General features: G+C 61.9%; 25 protein-coding genes. 22 read left to right on the top strand and 3 right to left on the bottom strand.

Annotated elements, in window-relative coordinates; all coding sequences use genetic code 11:
• The first annotated feature begins 441 nt into the window (after window positions 1-441).
• From DSCA_RS01865 to DSCA_RS01855, 3 genes are all read left to right on the top strand, one after another.
• Window positions 442-1,212 (top strand): hypothetical protein, encoded by a 771-nt coding sequence (locus DSCA_RS01865; protein WP_155314817.1) that lies wholly within the window; start codon window positions 442-444, stop codon window positions 1,210-1,212.
• Between the two features lie 3 nt (window positions 1,213-1,215).
• Complete coding sequence (locus DSCA_RS01860) at window positions 1,216-1,494, top strand: hypothetical protein (RefSeq protein WP_155314816.1); 279 nt, start codon at window positions 1,216-1,218, stop codon at window positions 1,492-1,494.
• 91 nt (window positions 1,495-1,585) lie between these two features.
• Complete coding sequence (locus DSCA_RS01855) at window positions 1,586-2,086, top strand: hypothetical protein (protein WP_155314815.1); 501 nt, start codon at window positions 1,586-1,588, stop codon at window positions 2,084-2,086.
• Between the two features lie 423 nt (window positions 2,087-2,509).
• On the opposite strand, the gene DSCA_RS01850 is transcribed toward DSCA_RS01855, so the two are convergent.
• From DSCA_RS01850 to DSCA_RS01840, 3 genes are read right to left on the bottom strand one after another with little or no spacing between them, the layout of a single operon-like run.
• The gene (locus tag DSCA_RS01850; protein WP_155314814.1) at window positions 2,510-3,424 is read right to left on the bottom strand and encodes a tyrosine-type recombinase/integrase; all 915 of its coding nucleotides are present in this window, start codon (window positions 3,422-3,424) and stop codon (window positions 2,510-2,512) included.
• Window positions 3,405-3,779: a hypothetical protein gene (locus tag DSCA_RS01845; RefSeq protein WP_155314813.1), complete on the bottom strand. Its 375-nt coding sequence runs from the start codon at window positions 3,777-3,779 to the stop codon at window positions 3,405-3,407. Before DSCA_RS01845 ends, DSCA_RS01850 begins: the two co-directional genes overlap by 20 nt.
• Window positions 3,780-3,812: 33 nt before the next feature.
• Complete coding sequence (locus DSCA_RS01840; protein ID WP_155314812.1) at window positions 3,813-4,007, bottom strand: hypothetical protein; 195 nt, start codon at window positions 4,005-4,007, stop codon at window positions 3,813-3,815.
• 83 nt (window positions 4,008-4,090) lie between these two features.
• On the opposite strand from DSCA_RS01840, the gene DSCA_RS01835 reads away from it, so the two are divergent.
• From DSCA_RS01835 to DSCA_RS01745, 19 genes are all read left to right on the top strand, one after another.
• Window positions 4,091-4,420, top strand: coding sequence for a hypothetical protein (locus tag DSCA_RS01835; RefSeq protein WP_231716354.1), 330 nt, complete (start codon window positions 4,091-4,093; stop codon window positions 4,418-4,420).
• Entirely contained in the window at window positions 4,417-4,695 is a 279-nt protein-coding gene (locus DSCA_RS01830; RefSeq protein ID WP_022992990.1) for a hypothetical protein, read from the top strand. The genes DSCA_RS01835 and DSCA_RS01830 overlap by 4 nt, the downstream gene beginning before the upstream one ends.
• Window positions 4,695-6,218 carry a terminase large subunit domain-containing protein gene (locus DSCA_RS01825; protein ID WP_155314811.1) on the top strand — a complete coding sequence of 508 codons (1,524 nt, stop codon included), beginning with the start codon at window positions 4,695-4,697 and terminating at the stop codon, window positions 6,216-6,218. The genes DSCA_RS01830 and DSCA_RS01825 overlap by 1 nt, the downstream gene beginning before the upstream one ends.
• A gap of 114 nt (window positions 6,219-6,332) precedes the next feature.
• The gene (locus tag DSCA_RS01820) at window positions 6,333-7,841 is read left to right on the top strand and encodes a phage portal protein (protein ID WP_155314810.1); all 1,509 of its coding nucleotides are present in this window, start codon (window positions 6,333-6,335) and stop codon (window positions 7,839-7,841) included.
• Window positions 7,841-12,430 carry a minor capsid protein gene (locus DSCA_RS01815; protein WP_155314809.1) on the top strand — a complete coding sequence of 1,530 codons (4,590 nt, stop codon included), beginning with the start codon at window positions 7,841-7,843 and terminating at the stop codon, window positions 12,428-12,430. The genes DSCA_RS01820 and DSCA_RS01815 overlap by 1 nt, the downstream gene beginning before the upstream one ends.
• Entirely contained in the window at window positions 12,427-12,939 is a 513-nt protein-coding gene (locus tag DSCA_RS01810) for a hypothetical protein (RefSeq protein WP_155314808.1), read from the top strand. Before DSCA_RS01815 ends, DSCA_RS01810 begins: the two co-directional genes overlap by 4 nt.
• Window positions 12,936-13,289 carry a hypothetical protein gene (locus DSCA_RS01805; RefSeq protein WP_011366966.1) on the top strand — a complete coding sequence of 118 codons (354 nt, stop codon included), beginning with the start codon at window positions 12,936-12,938 and terminating at the stop codon, window positions 13,287-13,289. The genes DSCA_RS01810 and DSCA_RS01805 overlap by 4 nt, the downstream gene beginning before the upstream one ends.
• A gap of 103 nt (window positions 13,290-13,392) precedes the next feature.
• Window positions 13,393-15,789 carry a DNA adenine methylase gene (locus tag DSCA_RS01800; protein WP_155314807.1) on the top strand — a complete coding sequence of 799 codons (2,397 nt, stop codon included), beginning with the start codon at window positions 13,393-13,395 and terminating at the stop codon, window positions 15,787-15,789.
• A gap of 12 nt (window positions 15,790-15,801) precedes the next feature.
• Window positions 15,802-16,164 (top strand): hypothetical protein, encoded by a 363-nt coding sequence (locus tag DSCA_RS01795; RefSeq protein ID WP_155314806.1) that lies wholly within the window; start codon window positions 15,802-15,804, stop codon window positions 16,162-16,164.
• 18 nt (window positions 16,165-16,182) lie between these two features.
• Window positions 16,183-17,046 carry an HK97-fold major capsid protein gene (locus tag DSCA_RS01790; protein ID WP_011366969.1) on the top strand — a complete coding sequence of 288 codons (864 nt, stop codon included), beginning with the start codon at window positions 16,183-16,185 and terminating at the stop codon, window positions 17,044-17,046.
• 18 nt (window positions 17,047-17,064) lie between these two features.
• Window positions 17,065-17,424 carry a hypothetical protein gene (locus DSCA_RS01785; protein WP_011366970.1) on the top strand — a complete coding sequence of 120 codons (360 nt, stop codon included), beginning with the start codon at window positions 17,065-17,067 and terminating at the stop codon, window positions 17,422-17,424.
• On the top strand, window positions 17,411-17,875 hold the full coding sequence (locus tag DSCA_RS01780; RefSeq protein WP_028320579.1) for a hypothetical protein: 465 nt from the start codon (window positions 17,411-17,413) through the stop codon (window positions 17,873-17,875). Before DSCA_RS01785 ends, DSCA_RS01780 begins: the two co-directional genes overlap by 14 nt.
• Window positions 17,862-18,221: a hypothetical protein gene (locus DSCA_RS01775; protein ID WP_155314805.1), complete on the top strand. Its 360-nt coding sequence runs from the start codon at window positions 17,862-17,864 to the stop codon at window positions 18,219-18,221. Before DSCA_RS01780 ends, DSCA_RS01775 begins: the two co-directional genes overlap by 14 nt.
• Window positions 18,211-18,696 (top strand): phage virion morphogenesis protein, encoded by a 486-nt coding sequence (locus tag DSCA_RS01770; RefSeq protein ID WP_155314804.1) that lies wholly within the window; start codon window positions 18,211-18,213, stop codon window positions 18,694-18,696. Before DSCA_RS01775 ends, DSCA_RS01770 begins: the two co-directional genes overlap by 11 nt.
• A 59-nt stretch (window positions 18,697-18,755) precedes the next feature.
• A complete protein-coding gene (locus DSCA_RS01765; RefSeq protein WP_155314803.1) occupies window positions 18,756-19,304 on the top strand; it encodes a hypothetical protein in 549 nt (182 codons plus the stop codon).
• A gap of 12 nt (window positions 19,305-19,316) precedes the next feature.
• Entirely contained in the window at window positions 19,317-19,574 is a 258-nt protein-coding gene (locus tag DSCA_RS01760) for a hypothetical protein (RefSeq protein WP_028577512.1), read from the top strand.
• Between the two features lie 2 nt (window positions 19,575-19,576).
• Window positions 19,577-21,106 carry a phage tail sheath C-terminal domain-containing protein gene (locus tag DSCA_RS01755; protein WP_155314802.1) on the top strand — a complete coding sequence of 510 codons (1,530 nt, stop codon included), beginning with the start codon at window positions 19,577-19,579 and terminating at the stop codon, window positions 21,104-21,106.
• Window positions 21,107-21,121: 15 nt separating this feature from the next.
• Window positions 21,122-21,583 carry a phage tail protein gene (locus DSCA_RS01750; protein WP_015721240.1) on the top strand — a complete coding sequence of 154 codons (462 nt, stop codon included), beginning with the start codon at window positions 21,122-21,124 and terminating at the stop codon, window positions 21,581-21,583.
• Window positions 21,584-21,598: 15 nt separating this feature from the next.
• On the top strand, window positions 21,599-22,276 hold the full coding sequence (locus DSCA_RS01745; protein ID WP_155314801.1) for a T4 family baseplate hub assembly chaperone: 678 nt from the start codon (window positions 21,599-21,601) through the stop codon (window positions 22,274-22,276).
• The last annotated feature ends 57 nt before the right edge of the window (window positions 22,277-22,333 follow it).

The following is a 22,333-nucleotide window of genomic DNA, read 5'->3' as shown; positions in this document are numbered from 1 at the left end:
TTTCTTTTGCGGTGGTGCGGTGAACACCGCTGTCCCTTGCGGTGGATGACCACCGCACGCCAAACCCTTACCAGACAGAGCTTTCATGGCCTTTGCGGTGGTTGCGGTGGTCAATCCAGAGGTCTCACCCCCTATGGGCTGAAATTTTTTTTCTTCCTACCAACCCGGCGTCCCCCGCTAGAGAAATTCCGACCCAGCGAGAGAGACATTCCCCAAATACCACCGCAACCACCGCACTCTATCTTCTCTTTCTTCATAACTATCTAAAAACAAATAACAAACAAAGAACCATCCCCTGCGGTGGGACGAGAAAACCTTCCACCGCACGACCACCGCAGCCACCGCACGTATCCACCGCAGCAGATGGTCACCGACGGTTTCAGGGCTGCTCCGGTAAGTAACAGAAAAAGCGATTAACCCGTATTTCTGGAGCCTGAAGCCATGAGCCTTCTGAAAACCATGATCAAGCACACCGCCGGAGGGCAGGACGCCTCGGCTGGATGTGAAACCCCATCATTACCACCGCAACCACCGCAGCCCGCCATCTATGTCTCCACCGGGCTCGACGTTCACAAGATCGAGGACGCCCGCGACTGGCCTGAAGACAGGGAGATCAACGGCACGCTGTGTCGCCGTCTGTCGCCTGAATACTTTGCCTGGCTACGTTCCCGCATGGTCACCGCCCAAGCCGCGCACAAGGCCGGAAAGCTCCCCGAGGATGCCTGGAATACGCTGCGGCAGCGATTCAACGCCCTGCAGGAGCTGGCCATCCGGGAGTTCGGCAAGGAAAACCTGCAGGGGGTACTGCATTCCTTTTCCACGAAGAACTATCGGCCACCCGCGCTTCGTCCCGAGGCCCAGGAGAAACCTGTCGTAGTTGCCACAAAGGACTGGATTTATCCCGGGAACCAAGCTTGGAAATGTAAGCAGCCGGTGACTTCCCAGGCAGTCGCCAAGGTCGATGCCATCCGTGAGGAGGCCCTGCCCAAGGGCTGGTCCGAGGCACGCCTCTATCAGAACCAGGGCCGGTTTCGGTTTCCCTGCGGCGAGGACTACGGCCTGGTCTGTTTCGTCGATGGCGATCAGGAGATTGGCGAGGTCACCGAGCGTTTTATTGAAATTATCCACGGGCCGAAGTCCGGGCGTCCCAGCACGCTGCGATTCTACAACCCGGAGGTGCCGCAGCCGTGGATGAAGAAAATGGAGGATTGAGACGTGAAAAAAAAGAAACGCTACGCCAACGCCAAGGATGTCCTGCCCGAGGAACTCTTCGATCAGATCCAGAAGCATTACACCGGAATTCTCTGGGTCCCGGCACCGAGCCGCTTCTACCAGGAACGCCGCGACCTGGTGCTTGCCCTTCATCTGCAGGGGATCAGCAGCCAGGAGATCTCCAACCTCGCCGGAGTGACTACCCGCCGCGTCAACCAGATCATCGCCGCCGAACGAAAGCAGGACCGGGACCGACAGTTGGCCGCCGCTTCCGGTAAGTAACCCCTGAACCAGCGGGAGCGCGTTTGGAGGCTAAATCGGCCTCCCGCCCCGCATCCCGGCTTGGGAAAACAATATTCGGCAGGATTTCCACGTGGCACTGAACAAACCGGACAAAGAGACGCTGGACCGCTGGCATCGCAACGAGGGCAAGACCGAACCGCCCCGGCGCGGGCCTGGTGCGCCCGAGGGCAACCAGAACCGGCTGCGTCACGGCATCTTCGCCGACCGCTGCCTGACGCCGGAAGAGAAGGTCATGTTCGACGCGATCATCGACCGCCTCAACCAGGACTTCGAGTTCAACAAGTCCAGCGACTTCCTGCAGGTGGAGCTGGTGGGCGTCTATTCGGTGAAGCTGGTCCGCGCCCAGATCGAGGGGAACACGGACGCCGCCGAGAAGCTCGACCGCATGATCCGCTGCCACATGAAGGATCTCAAGACCACCAAGATCGCCCGCGAGGGTGAGGAGCCGCAAGGCCCCCAGACCTCTCCGGCGGAATGGGCGGCGGCGCTGCTCGAGAAGGTGGCCGAGGCCGCCGCTGCTCCGTCCGGTAAGACCTCCAGCCGTAAAAAACGTGGAAAGAATTGCGGATAACACCATGGAGGGCTTTTCCGATGACCCCGGCACACGGCGACTTACGGCAGACTGCTTCACCAGGAATTGCGGATAAGACGTGTTCCTTGCACTTTCGGAATCGGCATTCACCGGCCGTCGATCATCATTTCCACTCCTCGACTTCCTCCTGCAGCTCCCGATATCCGCTTGGCATGTGTGCGCACAAGCCGAGCCGCATAAGCCAAGCAGATATTGCCATGTGCGGCCGACAGACAGCGAAGGAGAAATTCCGGTCAATCGAAATTTCCCGATCCGCCCGGGAGGTAGAGACCCTCCGTCATGATCATTCATCATCGGCGGATGTGTTCTTCTGCGGGCACTGTCATTCACTGTCTTCGACACTGTCTCGCCCAACGAAAACAGGAGCAGCCGAGGCCGCTCCCATCGTCGGGTCCGGAAGGATCAAAGGCGTTCGAGGGCTTCCTCGAGCTGACCGTCCACGAGGTGGGTGTAGATCTGGGTGGTGGACACGTCCCGGTGCCCCAAGGCCCGCTGCACCACGAGCAGGTCATTGGTCGCGCCGTAGAGGTGGGTGGCGAAGGTATGCCGCAGCCCGTGCGGCGTCAGTTCCTTTTCGATCCCGGCCTTCCGCAGCCAGTGGGCGAGCCGGTTGGCTATCTGCCGCTGGCAGAGTCTGCCGTCCCGGTTCGACAGGAACAGGGCTTCCATTTCTGGGCGGCCGTGTCGACGACGCTCGGCCAGGAAACGGCGCAGCAATGTGCGGAGGTCGGTCTTGATGAACTTGACCTGCGGCACATTCCCCTTGGCCCGCACCCGCAGATGCTTGGCGTCGAGGTCGATGTCATCCATGTCGAGCGCGGCCAGCTCGCCAAGCCTGATCCCCGTGCCCAGCAACACCTCGATCATGGCGCGGTCGCGCAGCGTGGAGAAATCGGTCCGCCCCTTGAGCTCCTTGAGCAGACGTTTCTTTTCGGCGGTGGTCAGGAAGACCGGCAGCTTTCTCGGCAGCCGATGCATGCGGATGGACCGGGCCGGGTTGTCACCAACCACGCCCGTCTCGGCGGCCCAGGCGAAAAAGGCCCTCACCGCCGCCTTCATCCGATGGAGCGAGGCCGCCGAGCGTGGGCCTCGCTCACTCTCGGTGACCGCCCCGGCGGAAAACACCTGGTCGAGGAGCCCGACCGTGACCTCCCTGCAGACGATCCCCGGGGCCAGCTCCCCGGTCACGCGGGCCACCAGGGCGAGGTCCCGGCGGTATGCGGCTATGGTCGCAGGGGAGCGTCCTTCGGCCGACAGGCGGGCACAGAACGCCTCTGTCGCGCCCGTCAGGTCGAGGTCAGCCGTTCGGATGCTCATCGCTGGACTCCTTCACCCGGCTGTGACCCATGGGCGTGCTCTTGGGCAAAGGCAGCTCCTCGATGCGCCCCGACTCTCTGGCCCAGACCATCATCATGCGGAACACCCGGACGGTCTTGGCGACGGTGCGTTCGGCCCGCTCCTTGCCGTCAGGGAGTTTGAGCAGCAGGTCGGACTTGTAGAACTTTCCGACCTGGGGGAGCCGGATCTCGGCGAGCTGGCGATCCGCGCCGAAGAAGGCCTCCACCGCGTCGAGGTCCTTCCGGTAGGTGTAGAGGGTCCGCTCCTTCTTTCCGGATTCTCGCAGGTGGCCGATGAAAGCCTCGGCGGCTTGATGCACGGTGCATTCGGTCATGTCGATGTCTCCTTTGTCGGTGGCCCGGTGTGTTCAGGACAGGAACTCGTCCAGCTCCCGCAGCAGTTCCTCGACGTGACCGAGGGAGCCGACGCTCGCCCAGGTGATGTCCGGCTGCTTCGCGTCCACTTCGAGCTTGCCGCGAATGCCCTCTATCAGCCGGGTGATGTTCTCCTGCTTTTCTCGGTACGCCTTGAGTGCCTGCTGGCGGTTTCTGTCGTAGGTCATGGCCTGTCTCCGGTTCCGGTTTTCGTGGATGCGGGACCATCCCGCGTCACATCCAATGACGCTTCTATTTCGTTGGAAATCAAGTGTTTGCAGAGATCTTTCTGCATGTGCCCCAAACCCATAACCCAAAGGAGATCAACATGTTGAAGAAGACCCTCGAATGGACCATCCCACTGGCCCTGGCCGGAATCATGACCGGCTGCGCCACCTACCGGCCACCGGCTCAGATCCAGTCGGCGGTGGCCACCGTCAACCGCCACACACCCGAGTACGTGACCGAGGCCAACAAGGCGCTGCGCGAAGTCGGCCACCCGGACGCCGAGCGCCTGACCGGAGTCGGTCTGCGCCTGCAGACCGCCGTAGACGCCCTTGACCAGTGGGCCAACGGCGCGAACCAGGAGGCAGACCAATGAAAGAGATTCTTCAGGAGAACAGCGATGCCGTCCGCCAGGCCGGTGAGGCCCTGGTCGAAATCGGCACCGAGCTGGCGGCGGGACGGATAGAGAACGCCCTCGGCCGTCTGGAAGCGGCCCAGCAGCAGTACCTGGCCTGGGCGGAGTTGGACCAGGCCATCATCGACATTCAGGAAGCTGTCCACGACCGGAAGAACACCCTGGCCGTGCAGCAGATCCTGACGGAACTGGTGGGCACCATCCTCGGCAACGCCTTGAGGACAGGAATGCACTGATGGCGGTAACCGACAAGGAGCGCAAACTCGCGGCGACCCTTAGCGATCCCGTGTTGTGGGGGCAAGCCTACCTCTACAACCGGGATGGCTCAGGCCGCGACTACTGGCCGCACCAGGTGGAGGACCTGCGTTGCCCTGCCAAGAACATCATCCACCTCGACGGCCGGGACGTGGGCAAGTCCATCGTGCTCTCGACCGACGCGCTCCATTACGCCTTCACCACCCGAGGCGGCCAGGGCCTCATCGCGGCTCCGCACCAGGGGCACCTCGATACCATCATCGAGGAGATCGAGTTCCAGCTCGACACCAACCCGGATCTGATGAACAGCATCGCCCTGACCAAGTACGGCAAGCCCAAGATCCACCGCAAACCCTACTTCCGGCTGGAGTTCACCAACGGTTCGGTGCTCTATTTCCGCCCGGCCGGGGCCTATGGCGACGCCTTCCGGTCCCTGCACGTGGGCCGCGTCTGGGTCGATGAAGGAGCCTGGCTGACCGAGCGGGCCTGGAAGGCGCTGCGTCAGTGCCTCAAGGCCGGGGGGACGCTACGCATCTACTCCACGCCCAACGGCCTGCGCGACACCACCTATTACCGGCTCACCTCATCGGAGCAGTTCCATGTGTTCCGCTGGCCGTCCTGGCTCAACCCCCTGTGGACCGAGGATCGCGAGGCCGAACTGCTGGAATTCTACGGCGGCCGCGACAGCTCCGGCTGGCAGCACGAGGTGGCCGGTGAACACGGCAAGCCCTCCTATGGGGCCTTCAATGTCGAACAGTTCAACCTCTGTCGGCAGGATCTGCTGGAGTATCAGAAGATCGTCATCACCGATTCCGAGCTGCGCGATTGCGACACCGAGGAAGCGGCCCATGACCGGCTGGAGATGCTGCTCAACCTCACGCCCCGCAGCGGACAGTTCTGGGTCGGCGGCGACCTGGGCTACACCAACGACCCCACCGAGATCGTCGTATTCCAGGAGATGGAGATCGGCGAGCGGACGCTGCTGAAGATGATCTTGCGCGTGCATCTTGAACACGTTTCCTATCCGCACATCGCCCAGATCATCGCGCTGCTGGAGCGTTACTACACCCCGGCGGGCATCGGCGTGGACAACGGCGGAAACGGTCTGGCGGTGGTTCAAGAATTGCTCACCCTGGACAAATACAAAGGGCTGGAGCTGGAAGGCAGGCTCAAGGGATACGACTTCGGCGGTATGACCCGGCTGGCGGTGCGGGGCGGCAAGGAAATCAAGAAGCGGACCAAGGAGCTGATGACCAGCCTCATCAACGGGGCATTACAGCGCAAGCAGCTCATTTTTCCATCGGACGATCTGGAGGTGGAAGACCAGTTCACCACCCACACCTACACCCTGCGGGACGGCAAGATCATCTATTCCAAGGGCAACGATCACATCATCGACGCGGTGCGCTGCGCCATGCTGATCCGGGAGGAAGGCAACCTCGACCCGGTCGGCGAAGAAGTGGTTTCGCTCAAGCCGGTCCTCACCAATCCGGTCTTCATCTGATCGCGTCCTCCGACGCTTTCCACCCCGCTCCGGTAAGTAACCAGCATCGAGCCGGGTTCGGCCCACACGGGCCGGATGTGCGGCTGTCATGGCCGAAACTACCGAGAGGATCACGTGGAAAGCACCGCCCATCAGGACGAACAACTCGAAAGCCTGGACACCACCGGCTTTGTCATCGCGCCGCTGGCCGCAGCGGCCGCGCTCGACTCGGCGGCCTTCAGCAAGGTCAACGCCGCCGAGGCTATTCCGGCCACCTGGGAAGAACGCGCCCGTAAGGCCTGGGAATACTACGTCGAGGAGCCGCTGGTGAAGAACTGCGTCAACTCTTGGCGCACCTTCGCCGTGGGCGACGAGATCAAAATCACCAGCGATGACGAGACCCTCAAGGAGCAGGCACTGGAGGCCGCCTGGCGGTTGAACATCACGCAATTCATCAAGGACATGGTTCTTCAGCTCCTGGTGAAAGGTGACGCCATCGGCTTCAAGCGCTTCACCAAGTCCGGCCAGGACATCGAGGAACTGGTCTGCGTCAACCCGGTTTCGGTCAAAGTCAAATACGCCCAGGGCGAGCTGATCGAGGCCCGGCAATTCCCTGAAGAAACTCCTGGGGGTGGAGAGGAAATCTACCTACCGATTGAACAGGTGGTCCACCTCAAATGGGATGCTCCGGCCTTTTCGCCCCGGGGTAACTCCCTCGTGCTTCCCGCCTTTCAGGCCATCGAACTGCTGCGCGACTACCGCCGGGCCGAACAGGCCATCGCCAAGCGCTGGGCCACGCCCTTTCGCCTGCTCAAGGTGGGCGGCGCGTTCGGCCAGAAGATGGTGATGCCGGACCAGCGGATGCTCGAACAGGTTCGCGACATGGTCAACAAGATGGACATGAAAAGCGGCCTGGTGGTCCCGTTCTACGTCAACGTCGAAACCCACGGCACCGACGGTCAGGTCCTCAACGTCGAGGACAAGGTCAAAGAGGTGAAGGAAGACATCGTGGTGGCCCTGGGGCTGTCACGCTCGCTGGTAACCGGAGACGGCCCGAATTTCGCCACCGCCTCGGTGAGCATGCAGAAGATGATGGTCATGATCCGCGAGATCAAACAGGCCGCACGCAAGCTCCTCGACTGGGTGTTCGACGACTGGATGGAGCTGAACGGCCACGGCGACAAAAGCATCCAGTTCATCTTCAACGACCTCGACCCCAGCGACGCGGTCGATTTCAAGAAGCTCCTCATCGAACTCTACGACCGCAAGCTCATCAGCCGCTCCAGCCTTCAACTCAAGATGGACCTGGACCCGGACATCGAGGCCGCCAACCGCGAGACCGAACGTAAGCAGATCGACCTGATGGACGAGAAGCAGGTGAAGCCGGTGGTGGATATGGTCGTCTCCGGCATCCTCAGCGTGCCTCGCGCCCGGAAGATGCTCGGGATTCCGGCCGAGGACGATGAACCCACGGCGGAGGCGGCTTTGGTCTGGTCGGGCGATCTGGAGTCCACCGGCGATGCGGCCGTGTGCGACGAGTGCAGCCACTTCATTGCTGACACCAACCACTGCCGGGTCCACAACAGCGAGCGCACCTTCGACGCCCCGGCCTGTCGTTTCATCGACCGCCGGGAGCCCCGCTGATGCCGCCGGACCTCGAGCAGCGAATCCAGGCGGCCACCCTGAAAAGCCTGACGGCCCGCAACCGCTACAACGACCAGGTCACGGCCCAGCTCACTCAGGCGCTGAAACAGGCCGAAGACGAGGTCGCCCGCGCCATTCTCCAGTACCGCTCCCTCGGCTCCCTGCCGGACAACAAGCTCGCCGCGCTCAAGGGGCTGGAAAAGCTCCAGCTCGAACTCGACGACACCATGAAGCGGCTCAGACGGGAGCAGACCCTGGTCTTTCGCAAGACGACCAAGGACTCCTTCAAGCTCGGCATCCAGCAGGGAATCGGAGAGCTCGCCGACGCGGCGCTTCCGTTCTACGCCGACCTCAAGCCAGAAGGCATCGATAAGCTGGCCACCAAGGTGTTCACCATCGTCGACACCAATGCCCTCGACTTCATGGCGCAGTACAACCTCGCGCTCGCCGGTGACGTTCACCGTGAACTCGCAGGCGGCATCAAGCGCACCATCCTGAACGGCATCGCCACGGGCAAGGGAGCCGACGACATCGTCCGGGACATGGGCAAGGTGATCGTCGACAAGGATTCCTTTCGCCAGGCCGGAAGCCGGGTGTTCAGCAAGGCCCAGTACCGCATGGAGATGATCGCCCGCACTGAGGTCCTCCGCGCCCACAATATGGGCAGGCTCAAGTTTCACGAGCGGGTCGGCATCCAGAAGCTGGAGTGGCTGGCCATGGAAGACGAGCGCATGTGCCCGGTCTGCGGCGGGCTGGACGGCAAGACCTTTCCCATCGACAAGTTCCCTCAGCAACCCGCGCATCCGCACTGCCGCTGCACCAATGTCGTGGCATGGCCGATGACTGTTTGCGGCAGCGAGATGGCCACCAAGGCCGCCGCCCAGGCATCGCAGGGGGATGCCTGCATTCTCCCGCCCCACGTGCTGGAAGGTATGGCCGACACCCAGGCCAAGGAGAACGCCAAGCTCAAGAGCGCCTTCGAAAACGGCGACATCGCCGACCTCGGCTCGCTGACGGTCAAACAGCTCCAGACCATGGCGAAACAGAACGGTGTGGCCATCGCCCGGACCAAGGCCGATTTCATCAAGCTGCTCGATCTGGCCGAACCGGGCATCGATCACGGCGACCTGGCCGGAGCGGCGCTCACCGCCAAGCTCAAGGAACACAAGATCGGCCTGCTGCGGACCAAGGAAGAACTGGTCGAGCTGCTGGGATTGAAGCAGGCGGAACTCAAACAGGCCAAGCTGCTCGCCGCCCAGATGGCGAAGATCCCTCCCGCCGAGGGGCTGGAGGGCATGACCGCCCAGCAGCTCAAGGAGATGGCGAAGGAGAACGGCATCTCCCTCAATATGACCAAACAGGAGACCATCGAGCTGCTCGACAAGCTGGAGCCCGGCGTGGATCACAGCGGCCTGATGGGCAAGAAACTCGCGGCGGCCAAACAGAAGCACGGCATCGGCATCCTCAAGAACAAACAGCAGCTCGTCGAGGCGCTACAGAAGAAGGCCGGTGCCGACATGGCCGAGTCGGTCAAGAAAAAGGCGGTCGACGAGGCCAAGCAGAAGTTGATCCTGAAACAGAAAACGGCCCTCGAAGACGCCGCCAAGGCCGTGGTCGTTCCCGACACGCCGACCGGCTACAAGGATTTCCTCGACGCGATTGCCAAGGCGGAACAGGCGGTTTCCGGCGGCACCGATCTGCCCCAGGAACTGCTTGCGGCCCACAGCAAGGAAATCGCCCTCAAAAAACAGCTCTTCCAGGATCAGGTCGGAAAACTGAAATCGGCAGAGCTCAAGACGCTCGCCAAGGAGACCAAGGTCCAGTATTGGCAGTGGGCCAACAAAGACGAGCTGACCACGCTCTTCACCGAGACCGACCCGGCGAAAATCAAGGCGGTTCAGGCCAGCATCGACACCAAGCACGCCGCATGGGCCGAAAAGCATGGCGGCAAGAAGAAAACCGCTCCTGCCAAGCCCGCCACGCCGAAGAAAGATCCGCCGAAACCGGCTCCACAGCCGAGCCCGGTCAAGCCGCCCGAGGCCAAGATCGGCAAGAAAGGCGCGGAGTTCGCCACAGTCGATTCAGCGTGGCAGCAGAAAGGTCTGCCGTCAAAATTCAAGAAAACCGGCAAGGCCGCTGTCGGCGGCGCACATGAAAAGGAGTTCTGGACCGACGAAAACGGCGACAAATGGCTGTTCAAGCCCATTGGCCGCAAGGACGATGAGTTCATCGCCTTCGGAGAGGAAGCAGCCTACAAGATTGGCCGCCTGATCGACCCCCATTCCATCGAGGTGCGCACCATCCAATTGAACGGCCGCACCGGCTCCATCCAGAAATGGCGCACCGATCTGCGGGACGACTTCGATTTTCGCAACATCCTGCCCCAGGATCTGACCACCATCGAACTGGAGCAGATCCAGCGCGAGCATGTGGTCGACTGGCTGATCGCCAACCACGACGGACATTCCAAGCAGTTCATCCGTGCCCGGGACGGTCGCGTCTACGGCATCGACAAAGGCCAGGCCTTCAAGTTCCTGGGACAGGACAAACTCTCGCTCGATTATCACCCCAACGGGGTGTGCGGCGAGGAAGAGCCGTTTTACAACAAGGTATTCCGGACGGCTAAGGAAGGGAAGGTGCGGGTCGATCCGAACGCGACGCTTCGCTACATCCACGAAGTCGAAAAGATCGCCGACGAGGATTATCTCGATCTGCTGCGCCCCTACGCCGAGGGCCGGTTCGCCAAGGACCCGGCCGGGCTGAGGCATTTCTACGATCTGGCCCTGGAACGAAAGCACAATCTTCGACGGGACTTCGAGGCTTATTACGCCGATGTGCTGGGGGATCGGGGCTTCCGTTTCGACAAGCTGACGGCCGCCACCGGCAAGAAAAAGCTGCTCTCCTCCGCCGAGGAAGCCCTGGTCGAGGAGGCCCGCAAACTCGGCTGGCAGGGCAAGACGCTGCCCTTCGACAGCGGCGACGTGGAAGATCAGAACGCGCTGATCTTCACCGAGACCTTCAAGGGGAAGAAGCGCACCGCGATCAAGATGAAGATCCGGCCGGACACCGACCGCCGCATCGACGAGCTGCTGCGCAAGTACGTGCAGACCACCACCGGAGAAAAGGGGCAACCGCTAAACGAAGACAGCTTCTTCGAGACCGTTCTGGACGCCGTCAAGAACGTCAATTTCCACGTGGGCGACGGCAAGTACAACCGGACCAAGATCGACAAGGCCCTGCGCCTGCGCAAGAAACTGGAAGCCCTGCAAAAGAGCGCCGACCCCAAGGTCAAGGAGATGGCGGACCACTACCTGAAATGGGTCAAGGAGATCGAGGAGTCCGTCGATTGGGACCGGGCCACCAACGGCATTTTCGAGCAGTATCTGCCCAAGCTCGATACGCAGAAACCCAAGGAGAAACCGCCGTTCAGGGTGGAACGCGGCAAGGTGACCCATACCAAGCGCAGGATCGGTTCCGGCACCATCAGCGTCGAGGCCGACGACGTCGACAACCGGACGCTGTTCAATCACAACTCCCGCATGCAGGACGGGCACCAGTACACCGTCACCTTCGAGGACGGCACCCGGGTCCGCTATCGGCCTTGGACTGACACTAACCTTTACGCTCAGCGAGGCGAGCTGGAAATGATCCTGGACGGCGACACCACCCCCGGACGGGTCGAGGCGATGCTGGAAAAGCTCGAACAGCTCGGGATCGATACCCGGGTGGCCACGGCGGAAAACGCCGAACAGATGTACCTGGAGAAGCTCGCCTACATCCGCAAGACCGACAAGAGCGCCGACTACAAGCGGCTGCAGAAATCTCTCGACGACCGCAACGCCACCACCCCCGAGCGGGTCCAGGCCCTGCGCGGCTATTGGCAAAAGGAATTTGGCGTCCAGGACATCACCCAGCTTTCCGGATACAACCCGCTGGGCGAATACCAGGCAGGTTTTCTGGACCGCGACGCCAAGGGCGGATACCGGCACCAGTTCCGGTTCGATATCACCGAGGAAGATCTTGAAAAACAGATGAAAGGCTATTCGCTGGTCCATGATCTGACCAACGGCGAGAGCATGACCGGCTTCATCGACTCGATCATGGAGAACAACGGAGCCATGGTCAGCACGGTCGAGAAGATGCGCATGGGTGTGGCTCCGGGCGGCATGTCTCCGGTGGCCGACATGCAGACCGGCGGCGCGAGCTACTTTTTCACCCGGATCAAGAAGCAACCGGCCAGCGATGCTTCACCGGCGCTCTACTTCAAGAAACAGATGCTGCGGCGCATGGACGCCATCAGCTACGACCATGACGCCTACGGCAAGGTGATCGACGACTACGTGCAACGCAACCGGGGGGCCAGCATCGACGACTGGAAGCGGTTCTCGCAGCGCCACGGCAACGAGACCATCTTCAAATACTCGGTGACGCTGCTGGACAACATCGAGTTCATCGTGAGCAGAAGTGAGAACGAACGCCGGGAGATCATTCAGAGTTTCACCCGGCGCGGCATCAAGAAACTACCCGACGGGCGCAAGGTGGAGGATATCGTCCATACCTCGCAAAGCTGGAGCAAACGCAAACAATGACCATGAAGGACTTTATCGAACAGGAGAAACGGCGGCTGCAGGAATCGCTGCACTGGTTCAACAGCCGGGGCAGCCGCATGACGGTCAGAGAATCCGGGGATCTCTTTCTGGACACCCTGGTGGACAGCTTCACCGTCACCCGGATCGCCCCCCATTTCGACGCTGCTGGCAACCATCTGCGCACCGATTTCTGGCTGTTGTGGAAGGCGCTCGGCTACGACGAGGGGTTCCAGCACGCCCACACCATCAAAGTGGTCGATGTCCGGGTCGAAGACACCCTGATGGCCGAACATGACGGCAAGGAGGCCGAAGGCTGGCTGATTGTCGAGCTGACCGACGATCTGGGCCGGATTCACCATGTCGAAATGATGGAGCCGGTCTCGGAGCCCGAGCTCGCGGCGGACTGGCAACGCTGGATCGCCTACCGACAAAAAAACGCCGAAAGATTCCACCGGATCGACGCCCAGCTTCTGGCAGAGCATCTCCGGATCGCGGAGGACTGGTCATGAAACTGCGCTATATGATCGACTCGATAATGGCCGACCGGCAAGCCACCGTCCCGGAATACGTGCCCGTGGGCGTCTGGGTTCAGGGGCCGGGTCCCGGTCTGGATGTGGAGATGTACTACCTCGACCGGGGGCCGAACGGGCTTGCCGACCGCAAGGACGAGGCCGCCTGGGTGGTCAACCGTCTGGTCGAGGCCGAGGCCACCTCGCTTCCGGCGAATTTTCTCGAATATCACCGGCTGTCCCGCTCCCCCTATGACGGGGTCTTTTCCGAGATCACCGAGAGCGACGAATACCCCTCCCTCGACGCCTGCGGCAAGGCCGTTCTGGCCCGGCTGAACCCCACCCGCTGAAATTCTCCGTCACCCTCCGACACATCGCCGACGCTTCCGGTAAGTAACCGCTGAACGCTCCCCGCAGGTCGCGGAGAGCACAGCAAACTGACCGGAGACGTTGATGGAACTGTTCGCCACAGACCTGGAAAGGCTGGCGTTTCTACTGGAGACCGATGCGGCGCTGACTCTCGATCCCGATGCGCTCGGGACCGAGGCCGCCGAACAGTCCGCTCCTGAAGAGCTCCCTCCCGAGAAGCGCCCCAAGTACATCACCAACTACATCGGCAGTAAGCAGAAGCTCGTCGACTGGATCTGGAAGCATACCCCGGAAGGCGTTGGCACCGTGCTCGACGCCTTTTCGGGGTCTGCGGTCGTGGCCTACATGTACAAGACCAAGGGCCTCCAGGTCATCGCCAACGACCGGCTCCGCTACTGCCACCACGCCGCCAAGGCGATCATCGAGAACAACTCGGTTCGCCTGAGCGAGGACGAGATCGAGGCGCTCCTGGCCGACAACGCCAAGGCGGGCAGCTTCGTTCAGGACAACTTCAAGGGCATCTTCTTCGCCAAGGGCGTCCATGCGCTGATCGACACCATCCGCGCCAACTGCGACAAGCTCTCCGGCTTCAAGAAAGACATCGCCCTTTTCGGCCTCGGCAAGACCTGCATGAGCGGCAAGGGCGGCTTCGGCCACTTCTCGTCGTCCACCGACTATGGCCGCCGCCAGGACACCCCAGACGAATTCAAGGATCGTCTGCGCAAGAACCTGCAGCGCATCAACGCCCTGGTCTTCGACAACGACAAGGAGAACAAGGCCCACCGGCAGGACATCAACGACCTGCTGCCGAAAGCCAAGGCGGATCTGGCCTACTTCGATCCGCCCTACGCCACCGAGTTTTCGACTACCAACTACGAGCGGGCCTACCACTTCGTGGAGGGGCTCATGACCTATTGGGAAGGGCTCGAAATCAAGTCCGACACCAAGGTCAAGTATTACGAGACCGACCACAAGACCGTCACCAAGGCCAACGCCAGCGAATTCTTCCAGACCTTTCTCGGCAATGCCAAACACATTCCGCACTGGCTGATTTCCTACCGCGATCACGCCTATCCCAACGAGCAGGAGATGAAGCGGATCATCGGCTCCTTCGGCAAACAGAGCCGGATGAAGTCCAAGGATCACCACTACGCCATCACCTCCAAGCACGGCGAGGCTTCCAACGCCAAAGAACGTCTGTTCGTCTGCGCTCCCGGGGCCAAGGCCAGCGCCGAACGGGAGGAGAAACCCGTTCCGATGGCCGCCGCCGCGAACTTCCACACCAGCATCCCCGTGGACATCCGGCTGGGCGATGGTGAACGCCTCGCGACCGAGGCCATGGATGTCGGTTCGGCGGGCGACCCCCAGTTCAGCTTCGTGCTCTGCCGAACCGGGACCAACAAGAACGGCGACCACTTCACCGCCGAGGAGTTGTCCGGTCGGCACATGACGGCCGTGAACAAGAAGGTCGATCTGCAGCATTCGCAGGAGTTCAACGACATCGTGGGCGGCATCGTCGCCGCCGACTACCTGGAGGACGACAACGGCGGCCGCGTGGAATGCGTCGGCGAGCTGTATGTCCACGACACCCCGGCCGCCCGGCTGGCCTACAAGCTGATGAAGCGCGGGATCATCTCCCAGGTCTCCATGGAGTGCGACTACCAGGAAGGCGAATGCTCGGTCTGCCACAAGCGCTTCCAGAACAAGGCCGACTACTGCACCCACCTGCGCAAATTCAAGGGCCGTGATGTGGGCGGCCAACCCGTTTTCGAGATTCTGCACGGCGTCACTTTCACCGGACTGGGACTGCTCGACCGCAAAGGCGCGGACGAGAACGCCAGGATTCTGCAGGTGGCGTCCCTTCAGAGCCAGCCCGACCAATCCCAACCCGAAGGAGATTCCACGATGGAAGACAAAACCAAACCTACAGATGAACCGGCCGTCGAAGCGGCCAAGAAGAAACCGGCCCAGCAGGAAGGCGATCCTGCCCGCGTTACCGACCTGGAAAAGGAAAACCGGCAGCTCAAGGCCCAGGTGGCCGAGCTGCAGAAACGAGTCCAGGAACTGGAAGCCGAACAAAAGGCGGCCGCCTGCCGCTCCAGGGCCAAGAAGCTGCTCACCCGTCTGGAGAAGCAGGGGCTCTCCTTTGCGTCCGATGAGGACCGGGAAGCCGAGCTGAAACGCCTGGCTGAACTGTCCGACGAAGCCTTCGCCGCCACCGAAGCCGCTTATGAGCGCCTGCCCAAGTCGGCCAAGGCGGACAAGGACAAGGAAGAGAAACCCGCTGACAGCGACCAGGGCGGCAAGCCCGCCGCCAAGGCATCGACGGAAACCCCGCTGCGCAGCGACGCCGGTGTCCGGCCCCACGATGTGGACGACCGCAAGGTGTCCCTCGAGGACCGTCTGCGCGACGGGTTCATGGCCGCTTACCGCAACCGTGTCGGCGAGGACTCTCCCGAACACTCGCAAATCAACGCATAAGGAGGAAACACCATGTCATTCATCAATCCGTGTCACCGCAGCCTCGCCTATGGCGACGGCCACATCCAGGGCGACGGCCAGCTGGGCCAGGCGGTCCGCGTGGTCGGAGACGACCTGTTCGCCGTCAACACCGATCCCACCAAGCGCTCCTTCGGCATCCTGATCAAGGATTACGCCGGTGGCGAAATGCCCGGCATCTACTGCGACGGCGGCGTTTACGAGACTGACGCCTTCGAAGGGACCGTCGTCGCCGGAGACGACCTGAAAGTTTCGGCGAGCGGTCGGCTGACCAACGGCGTCGCGGCCGGAGAGCACGTCGTCGCCCACGCCATTTCCGTACAGAGCGGCGTCCTCAAATTCCGCCTGCTCGTCTAACCCAAGGAGCCAACGCACATGAAAACCAATCAGTTGAAGATCCACTCCCAGGAATACATGGAAACCATGGCGCGGCTCATGAGCGAGGCTCTCGAGTCGCCCGAAGGCATGCGGGCGCTTGCCGCCGCCATTGCCGCGCCCATCGAACAGGAGATCAAGCGCAAGGAGATCTCCTCGCTGCTGCTCACCAAGCACACGCTGCCCAAGGGCGAACGTCCGGTTTACCAGAAGAAACCGACCGTCAAGGCCCACTGGATCAGCAAGGACGGCGACGCCCAGGAGCAGGAGGTGGGCAAGGACGAAGTCGAGTTCCCAACCAATCGCATCCACTCCAATCCGATGGTGGACGTGTCCGTCCTCAAGAACGGCAACATCGGCACGCTGATGGACATCCAGACCAGCGCCGCCGACGCTATCCGCAAGGAGATGGACCGCCGCACCATCTCGGTGCTCTCCTCGGCCATCCCGGCGACCAACACCATCGAGGTCACCGGCGACCTGCTCACCGAAGAGGCGCTGAACGAGGCCATCTCGATCATCGAGGACCTGGAGCTGTCGGTGAAGTACATCGTCATGCGCGGCCGCCGGTTCAACGACATGCGCGGCTGGAACCTCGATCCCCAGACCAAGCTCGAGCTGCGCCAGAAGGGTGTCATCAAGAACTACGGAACCGGCGGCATTCTGCTGACCGCCTCCATGCCGCTGGACGAGATCATCATCGTCCCGGATGAAGAGGTCGGAAAGATGCCGGTGCGCGAAAACCTGAAGACGGAGTCCATCGATCAGAAAACTCGCTTCAAGACCGGCTGGCTGGTGTGGTCCGAAATCGGCCAGGGCATTACCCGCCCTGACATCATGGCCAAGGTCAAACTGGTTCCGTAATCCGGGAGGTGACGTGAAATGAATCGAATCAAGAACATCCGTCCCGGCGTTCTGGTGATCCCCGACGCCGGGCTGAAACTCAAGCCCGGCCAGGTAGTCGAGGTGGAACGCCTCACCAAGCAGATCCAGGCGGCGCTCAAGAACGGCCGCCTGGCCATGGCCGACAAACCGAAGCAGGAACCGCTCGCCCCTCCAGAGCCAGACCAGGACGCGGAACCGGTGGACCTGAGCAAGCTCTCCGCCACCGACGCGATTTCCAAGGTCAACGAGGAGGCCAATCCGGAGACCCTCAAGGGCTACATGGAAACCGAAAAACGCCGCACGGTGATCGACGCGCTCAAGAGCCGTCTGGAGGGCCTGCAAGGTGCTGCTGAGTGACCTGATCGCCGACCTGCGGCTCGACCTGTCCGATCCGGGCGCATCTCTCTTCGAGGACCAGACTCTGGAGAGATGCGTCCGGAAAGCCGTTTTCCGGGTCGGCCGTGACCTCGACCAATCGCTGACGATCACGGTCGGAGAGATCACCCCCGATCCCACCGGCGAGGTCCGCGAGCTCCTGGTGATCATGGCGCAGATCCACGCCTGCCAGGTCATGCGTTCGGCCACCGCCAACGCCTTCTCCTTTTCCAGCGGCGACAAGAGAGTGGACAAAACCGGACAGCCCGGCCACTGGGCCAAGCTCGAGGCCGATCTGCTCGCCGACTACCGGCAGCGGCTCACCGAGCTGCGTCCGGCCACCCAGCTCGATCAGGAAGCCTACATCCTGACCCCGAGCGGCCTTACGCCGGTCATCTACGAACAAGGGATCGATCTCGATGTTGTTGAATGACCGGGAACGCGCCGAAGCCGTGGCCGATGTCGCCCGGCTGATCCTCTCCTCGGGCCAGACCGCACGCATCCTGCGCGTGGTTCCCGGCGAGCGGCTCTACGGCACCGACGATGCCGAATACACGGAAATCTCCGTCATCCCCCTCGAACTGAACGAAACCCCGCCGGAGGAGCTGAGCGGCAAGATCGACGCGCTCGCCTGTGTCCTTCCGGATGCCGATGTCCGGGGTGAAGACCGCCTGGCCACCGACAGGGAAACCTATCGCATACAGAGTGTGGAAGAAGAACACTTCTTCGGCACCGTCACTCACAAGAACCTGCAACTGGTGAAGCTCAATGGGCGTTAGGCGGACCGGTGACTGGGACAAGGCCCGCGCCAAGCTGACCACCGGCATGGGGCCGCGCCTGGCCACGGCCCTGCGTCAGGCCACGATCCGCAACGCCCTTTTTCTGGTGCGCGAGATCCAGCGGGGGATTCGCTCCCAGGCCCCGGGCGGACAGGCCTTCGTGAAACTCGCCGAGAGCACCATCGAGCGCAAAGGTTCCAGCAAGGCGCTCATCGACACCGGCTTTCTCGTCAACACCATCACCCAGAAGATCATGGCCGACAAGGCGTTCGTCGGCCTGCTGCGCGGCACCGTTAACAAGGACGGGGAAGACATGGTGAACATCGGTGCCGTCATGGAGTACGGGGCCACCATCAAACATCCGAACGGCGCGACCATCATCATCCCCGCCAGACCCTTTCTGCATCCGGTGATGGATAAGTACCGCGAGCAGATCCTCCAGAACTATCGCGAGGCGATCCGCTCCGCGCTTTGAGCCTCCGACACATCGCCAGCGCTTCCGGTAAGTAACCAGGCAGAAAACGGAGGCGTCCTTTGAGCACGATACAGACCGTCACAGAAATCCTGATCCGCCTGGCCAAACAGGCCATCCACCCGGACACCGTGCTGGTGTTCCCGGATGACCTGTTCGAGGTCCAGCGTACCCCCAGCGTCATCCTCCAGGGGCCGAAGCTGGCGGAAGACCGTTTCCGCCGCAGCCAGAGCCGCCTGTTCGAGAAGAATGTCGCGGAGCTGAGTTTCGAGGAGTGCCGGTTTCCCCGTCTCTATCACCTCGATTTCGACCTGGTGGTGACCGTGGACCGGGAGGCCGAACTGCTTGGTTTTCACGAATCGGTGTCGCGGTTTCTCCAGCTTTACCCGGAGATCGCCATCGCCGACCAGGGCAGCCTGAACCTTACCGAGCTGATTCCTCTGGGCGGCCTGGCCCGGGTGAACCTCTCCAACCTCCGGCAAAGCTCCGGACGCATCCGCATCGAATCCTGCCCGGTGTACGACGGCGACCTGCGCGACGGTCGGCTGATCCGGGACCGGACCTTCCAGTTTCACGGCGACGTGACAGAGCAACGAACCATTCAACCGTAAAGGAGAACTACCGTGATCGAGATCAGAAACCTGCAGTTCCAACCCCTGACGTTCAACCTCTCCGGCCAGGGAACTCTCCACCTCGGGCCGCGAGAGCGCAAGAGCATCGCCCGCAAGGACCTCTCCGCCGAGATCAAGACCGCCGGAAAACGCGGCCTGGTGCGCATCACCGACCTGACCGGCGGCGCGGAACCGGAACCGGAAAAGCCCACGGCAACCGATGACGCCGCAGCCGATGAGGCCAAGACCACCAGCAAGCGGAGGAAATAACCATGCCGACCTATCTATCGCCCGGGATTTACACCCGGGAAACGGACTTCAGTTTCTATGTGAAGCAGATCTCGACCTCGTCGGCTGCCATGGTCGGAGTGGCCGAGAAAGGCCCGATCAACAAGCCCGTGCTGGTGACGAGCTGGGAACAGTTCATCAACCGTTTCGGCTCCTACATCAATGAAAGCTATCTGGCCTACGCCGCCCGGGCGTTTTTCGACAACGGCGGCTCGGTCCTCTATGTCACCCGTATTGCCCATCTCACCGATCCCACCGACCGGGACACCCTGACGGCGCTGAAGTCTTCCATCGTGCTGCAGAACCGGGAGGCGACGCCCGCCGACGCCCTGCGGATCGAGGCCGTGAACGAAGGCGTCTGGGGCGACCGGCTCTCCGTTTCCATCGAGGACGGTTCCCTTGACCCGGCCAACCATTTCAACCTGGTGGTCCGGCACAAAGGCGATGTGGTCGAGGTGTTCAAGGATCTGAGCATGGACGAGACGCTGCCGAACCATGTGGAGCTGGCGATCAACGACCGCTCGGATTTCATCTTGGTCCAGGATCTGGCCGCAGCAATGGGAACGCCCAGCGACCGTCCGGCATTGGGCGTGTTCACGCTCAGCGGCGGCGACAATGGTCTGACCGATCTGGCCGATGCGGACTTCATCGGCGATCCCTCGCAGCATACCGGCCTCTATGGCTTTGACGAGATCGACGCCCTGAACCTGCTGATGGTCCCCGGCGTCACCACGGTGCCGGTGATCAACGCCGGAATCGCCTATGCCGAGGGGCGCAAGGACCTGCTGTTCATCGCCGACACGCCCATGCACCTGGAGCCGCTCGAAGCGGTCGACTTCCGCAAGGGACAAGGGATGTACAGCCACGCGGCTTTCAACTCCTCCTACGCGGCGCTCTACTACCCCTGGCTGGAGATCAGCGATCCGGTCAACTCGCGCAAGAAACTGGTGCCGCCCTGCGGCGCGGTGGCGGGCTGCATCGCCCGCAGCGACCAGAAGACCAACGTCTGGAACGCGCCCGCCGGTATCGACCGTGGCCGCATCTTCAACACGCTCTCCCTGGCCTACAAGACCAGCCGTGGCGAGCGCGATGTGCTCTATCCGGAAGGGGTCAACGTCATCGCCGTGTTCCCCGACACCGGCATCAACATCTGGGGCCAGAAGACGCTGCAAAGCCAGCCCTCGGCCGTGGACCGCATCAACGTCCGCCGCCTGATGATGTTCATGGAGGAAGCCATCTCGGAATCCTCCCGCTTCGTGGTATTCGAGCCGAACCATCCCCAGACCTGGCGTGCCCTCGGCCGCCTGATCAATCCCTTTCTGCAGGACATCAAGGACAAGGGCGGCCTCTACGACTTCGCCTTCCAGTGCGACGAGGAGACCAATTCCCCGGCGGTCATCGACCGCAACGAAATGGTGGCCCGCGTGTTCGTCAAGCCGACCAAGACGGCGGAGTTCATCGAGCTGAACTTCATCCTGACCAGCACCGGCGCGGACTTCAAAGAAATCATCTAACGGGAGAACACGGCTATGAGAAGCGGAAATATGCCCAAGAGCCTTTACCAGAACTGGCAATTCGCCATCGAGGTAAACGGCTTCGACGTGGCCCTGTTCCACAAGGGACAGGAGCCAAAAACCGAATTCGAGGAAGTGGCCTTTGCCCCGGCCGGTTCGATGTTCGACCAAAAGGTGGCAGGGCGGGTCAAGTTCGAGGACATCACCCTCGAGAAAGGCACACTGCAGGACGGCTCCGACGAGGCGGCCCGCGAATGGATCAAGAAACAGGTGGACGTGAACGCCGTCACCGGCGGCCTTCCGGCCGACTACATGCGCGACATCGACGTTGTCCGCTACGACCGCACCGGCAACGAGACCCGCCGCTGGACCCTGCACGGGGCTTGGGTGAAGGCGCTCGAATACGACGAGCTCGAAGGCGGCAACACCGAGAACACCATCGAGAAGCTCACCATCTGCTTCCAATACTGGACCTAAACCGGAGGATCGACCATGTACAGCTTTGAACTGCCAAGCGGCACTGAACTCGAGCTTCGGGAAATGACCGGGGCCGAGGAAGAACTGCTCACCAACCAGCGCCTGATCCGTTCCGGAGAGGCGATCAACCAGGTGCTCCGCAACTGTTTCGTCCGGCTGGGCGAGAAGACCGATCCCGATCTCGCCGAGGTGATGAACCTGCTCTCGGGTGACCGGCTGTTCGCCCTGGTCCGCCTGCGCCAGATTTCCCTCGGCGACGAGGTGGAGCTGGAGCTGAGCTGCCTGAACAGCGCCTGCCGCATGAGCAACTTTGTGACCATCAATCTCGAGGATCTCAAGGTCACCCCCTACGGCGAGGAGCGGGAGTTCGCCTTCAAGCTGCCCGGCTCGAAGAAAACCGTGCGCTTCGGATATCTCGACGGCCACAAGGAAAAGCGTCTGGCTAGCCTGCGCGAGCCCAACATCACCTCGGCCATGCTCATCCGCGTCCTCGACATCGACGGCAAGGCTCCCTCCAAGAAGAGCCTGGCGGAAATGTCGATGCGCGACCGCAACGCGCTGCGGCAGGAGATGTCGCGGGTCGACGCAGGAATCGACACCTCGGTCGAGACCGAATGCGATGGCTGCGGCACCAAGATCCGTACCCGGCTGGAGGCCGAACCGGCTTTTTTGTTCCCCGGAGTTCGCTTGTAAGCGACGCATTCTTTCTCGCTTACGGCGGACTGCACTGGGGCTGGTCGGAAACCCGCT

Source organism: Desulfosarcina alkanivorans (assembly GCF_009688945.1).
Lineage (GTDB): Bacteria > Desulfobacterota > Desulfobacteria > Desulfobacterales > Desulfosarcinaceae > Desulfosarcina > Desulfosarcina alkanivorans.
Note: the sequence above shows the minus strand (reverse complement) of the source record. Positions and strands in the feature narration are given on the sequence as shown.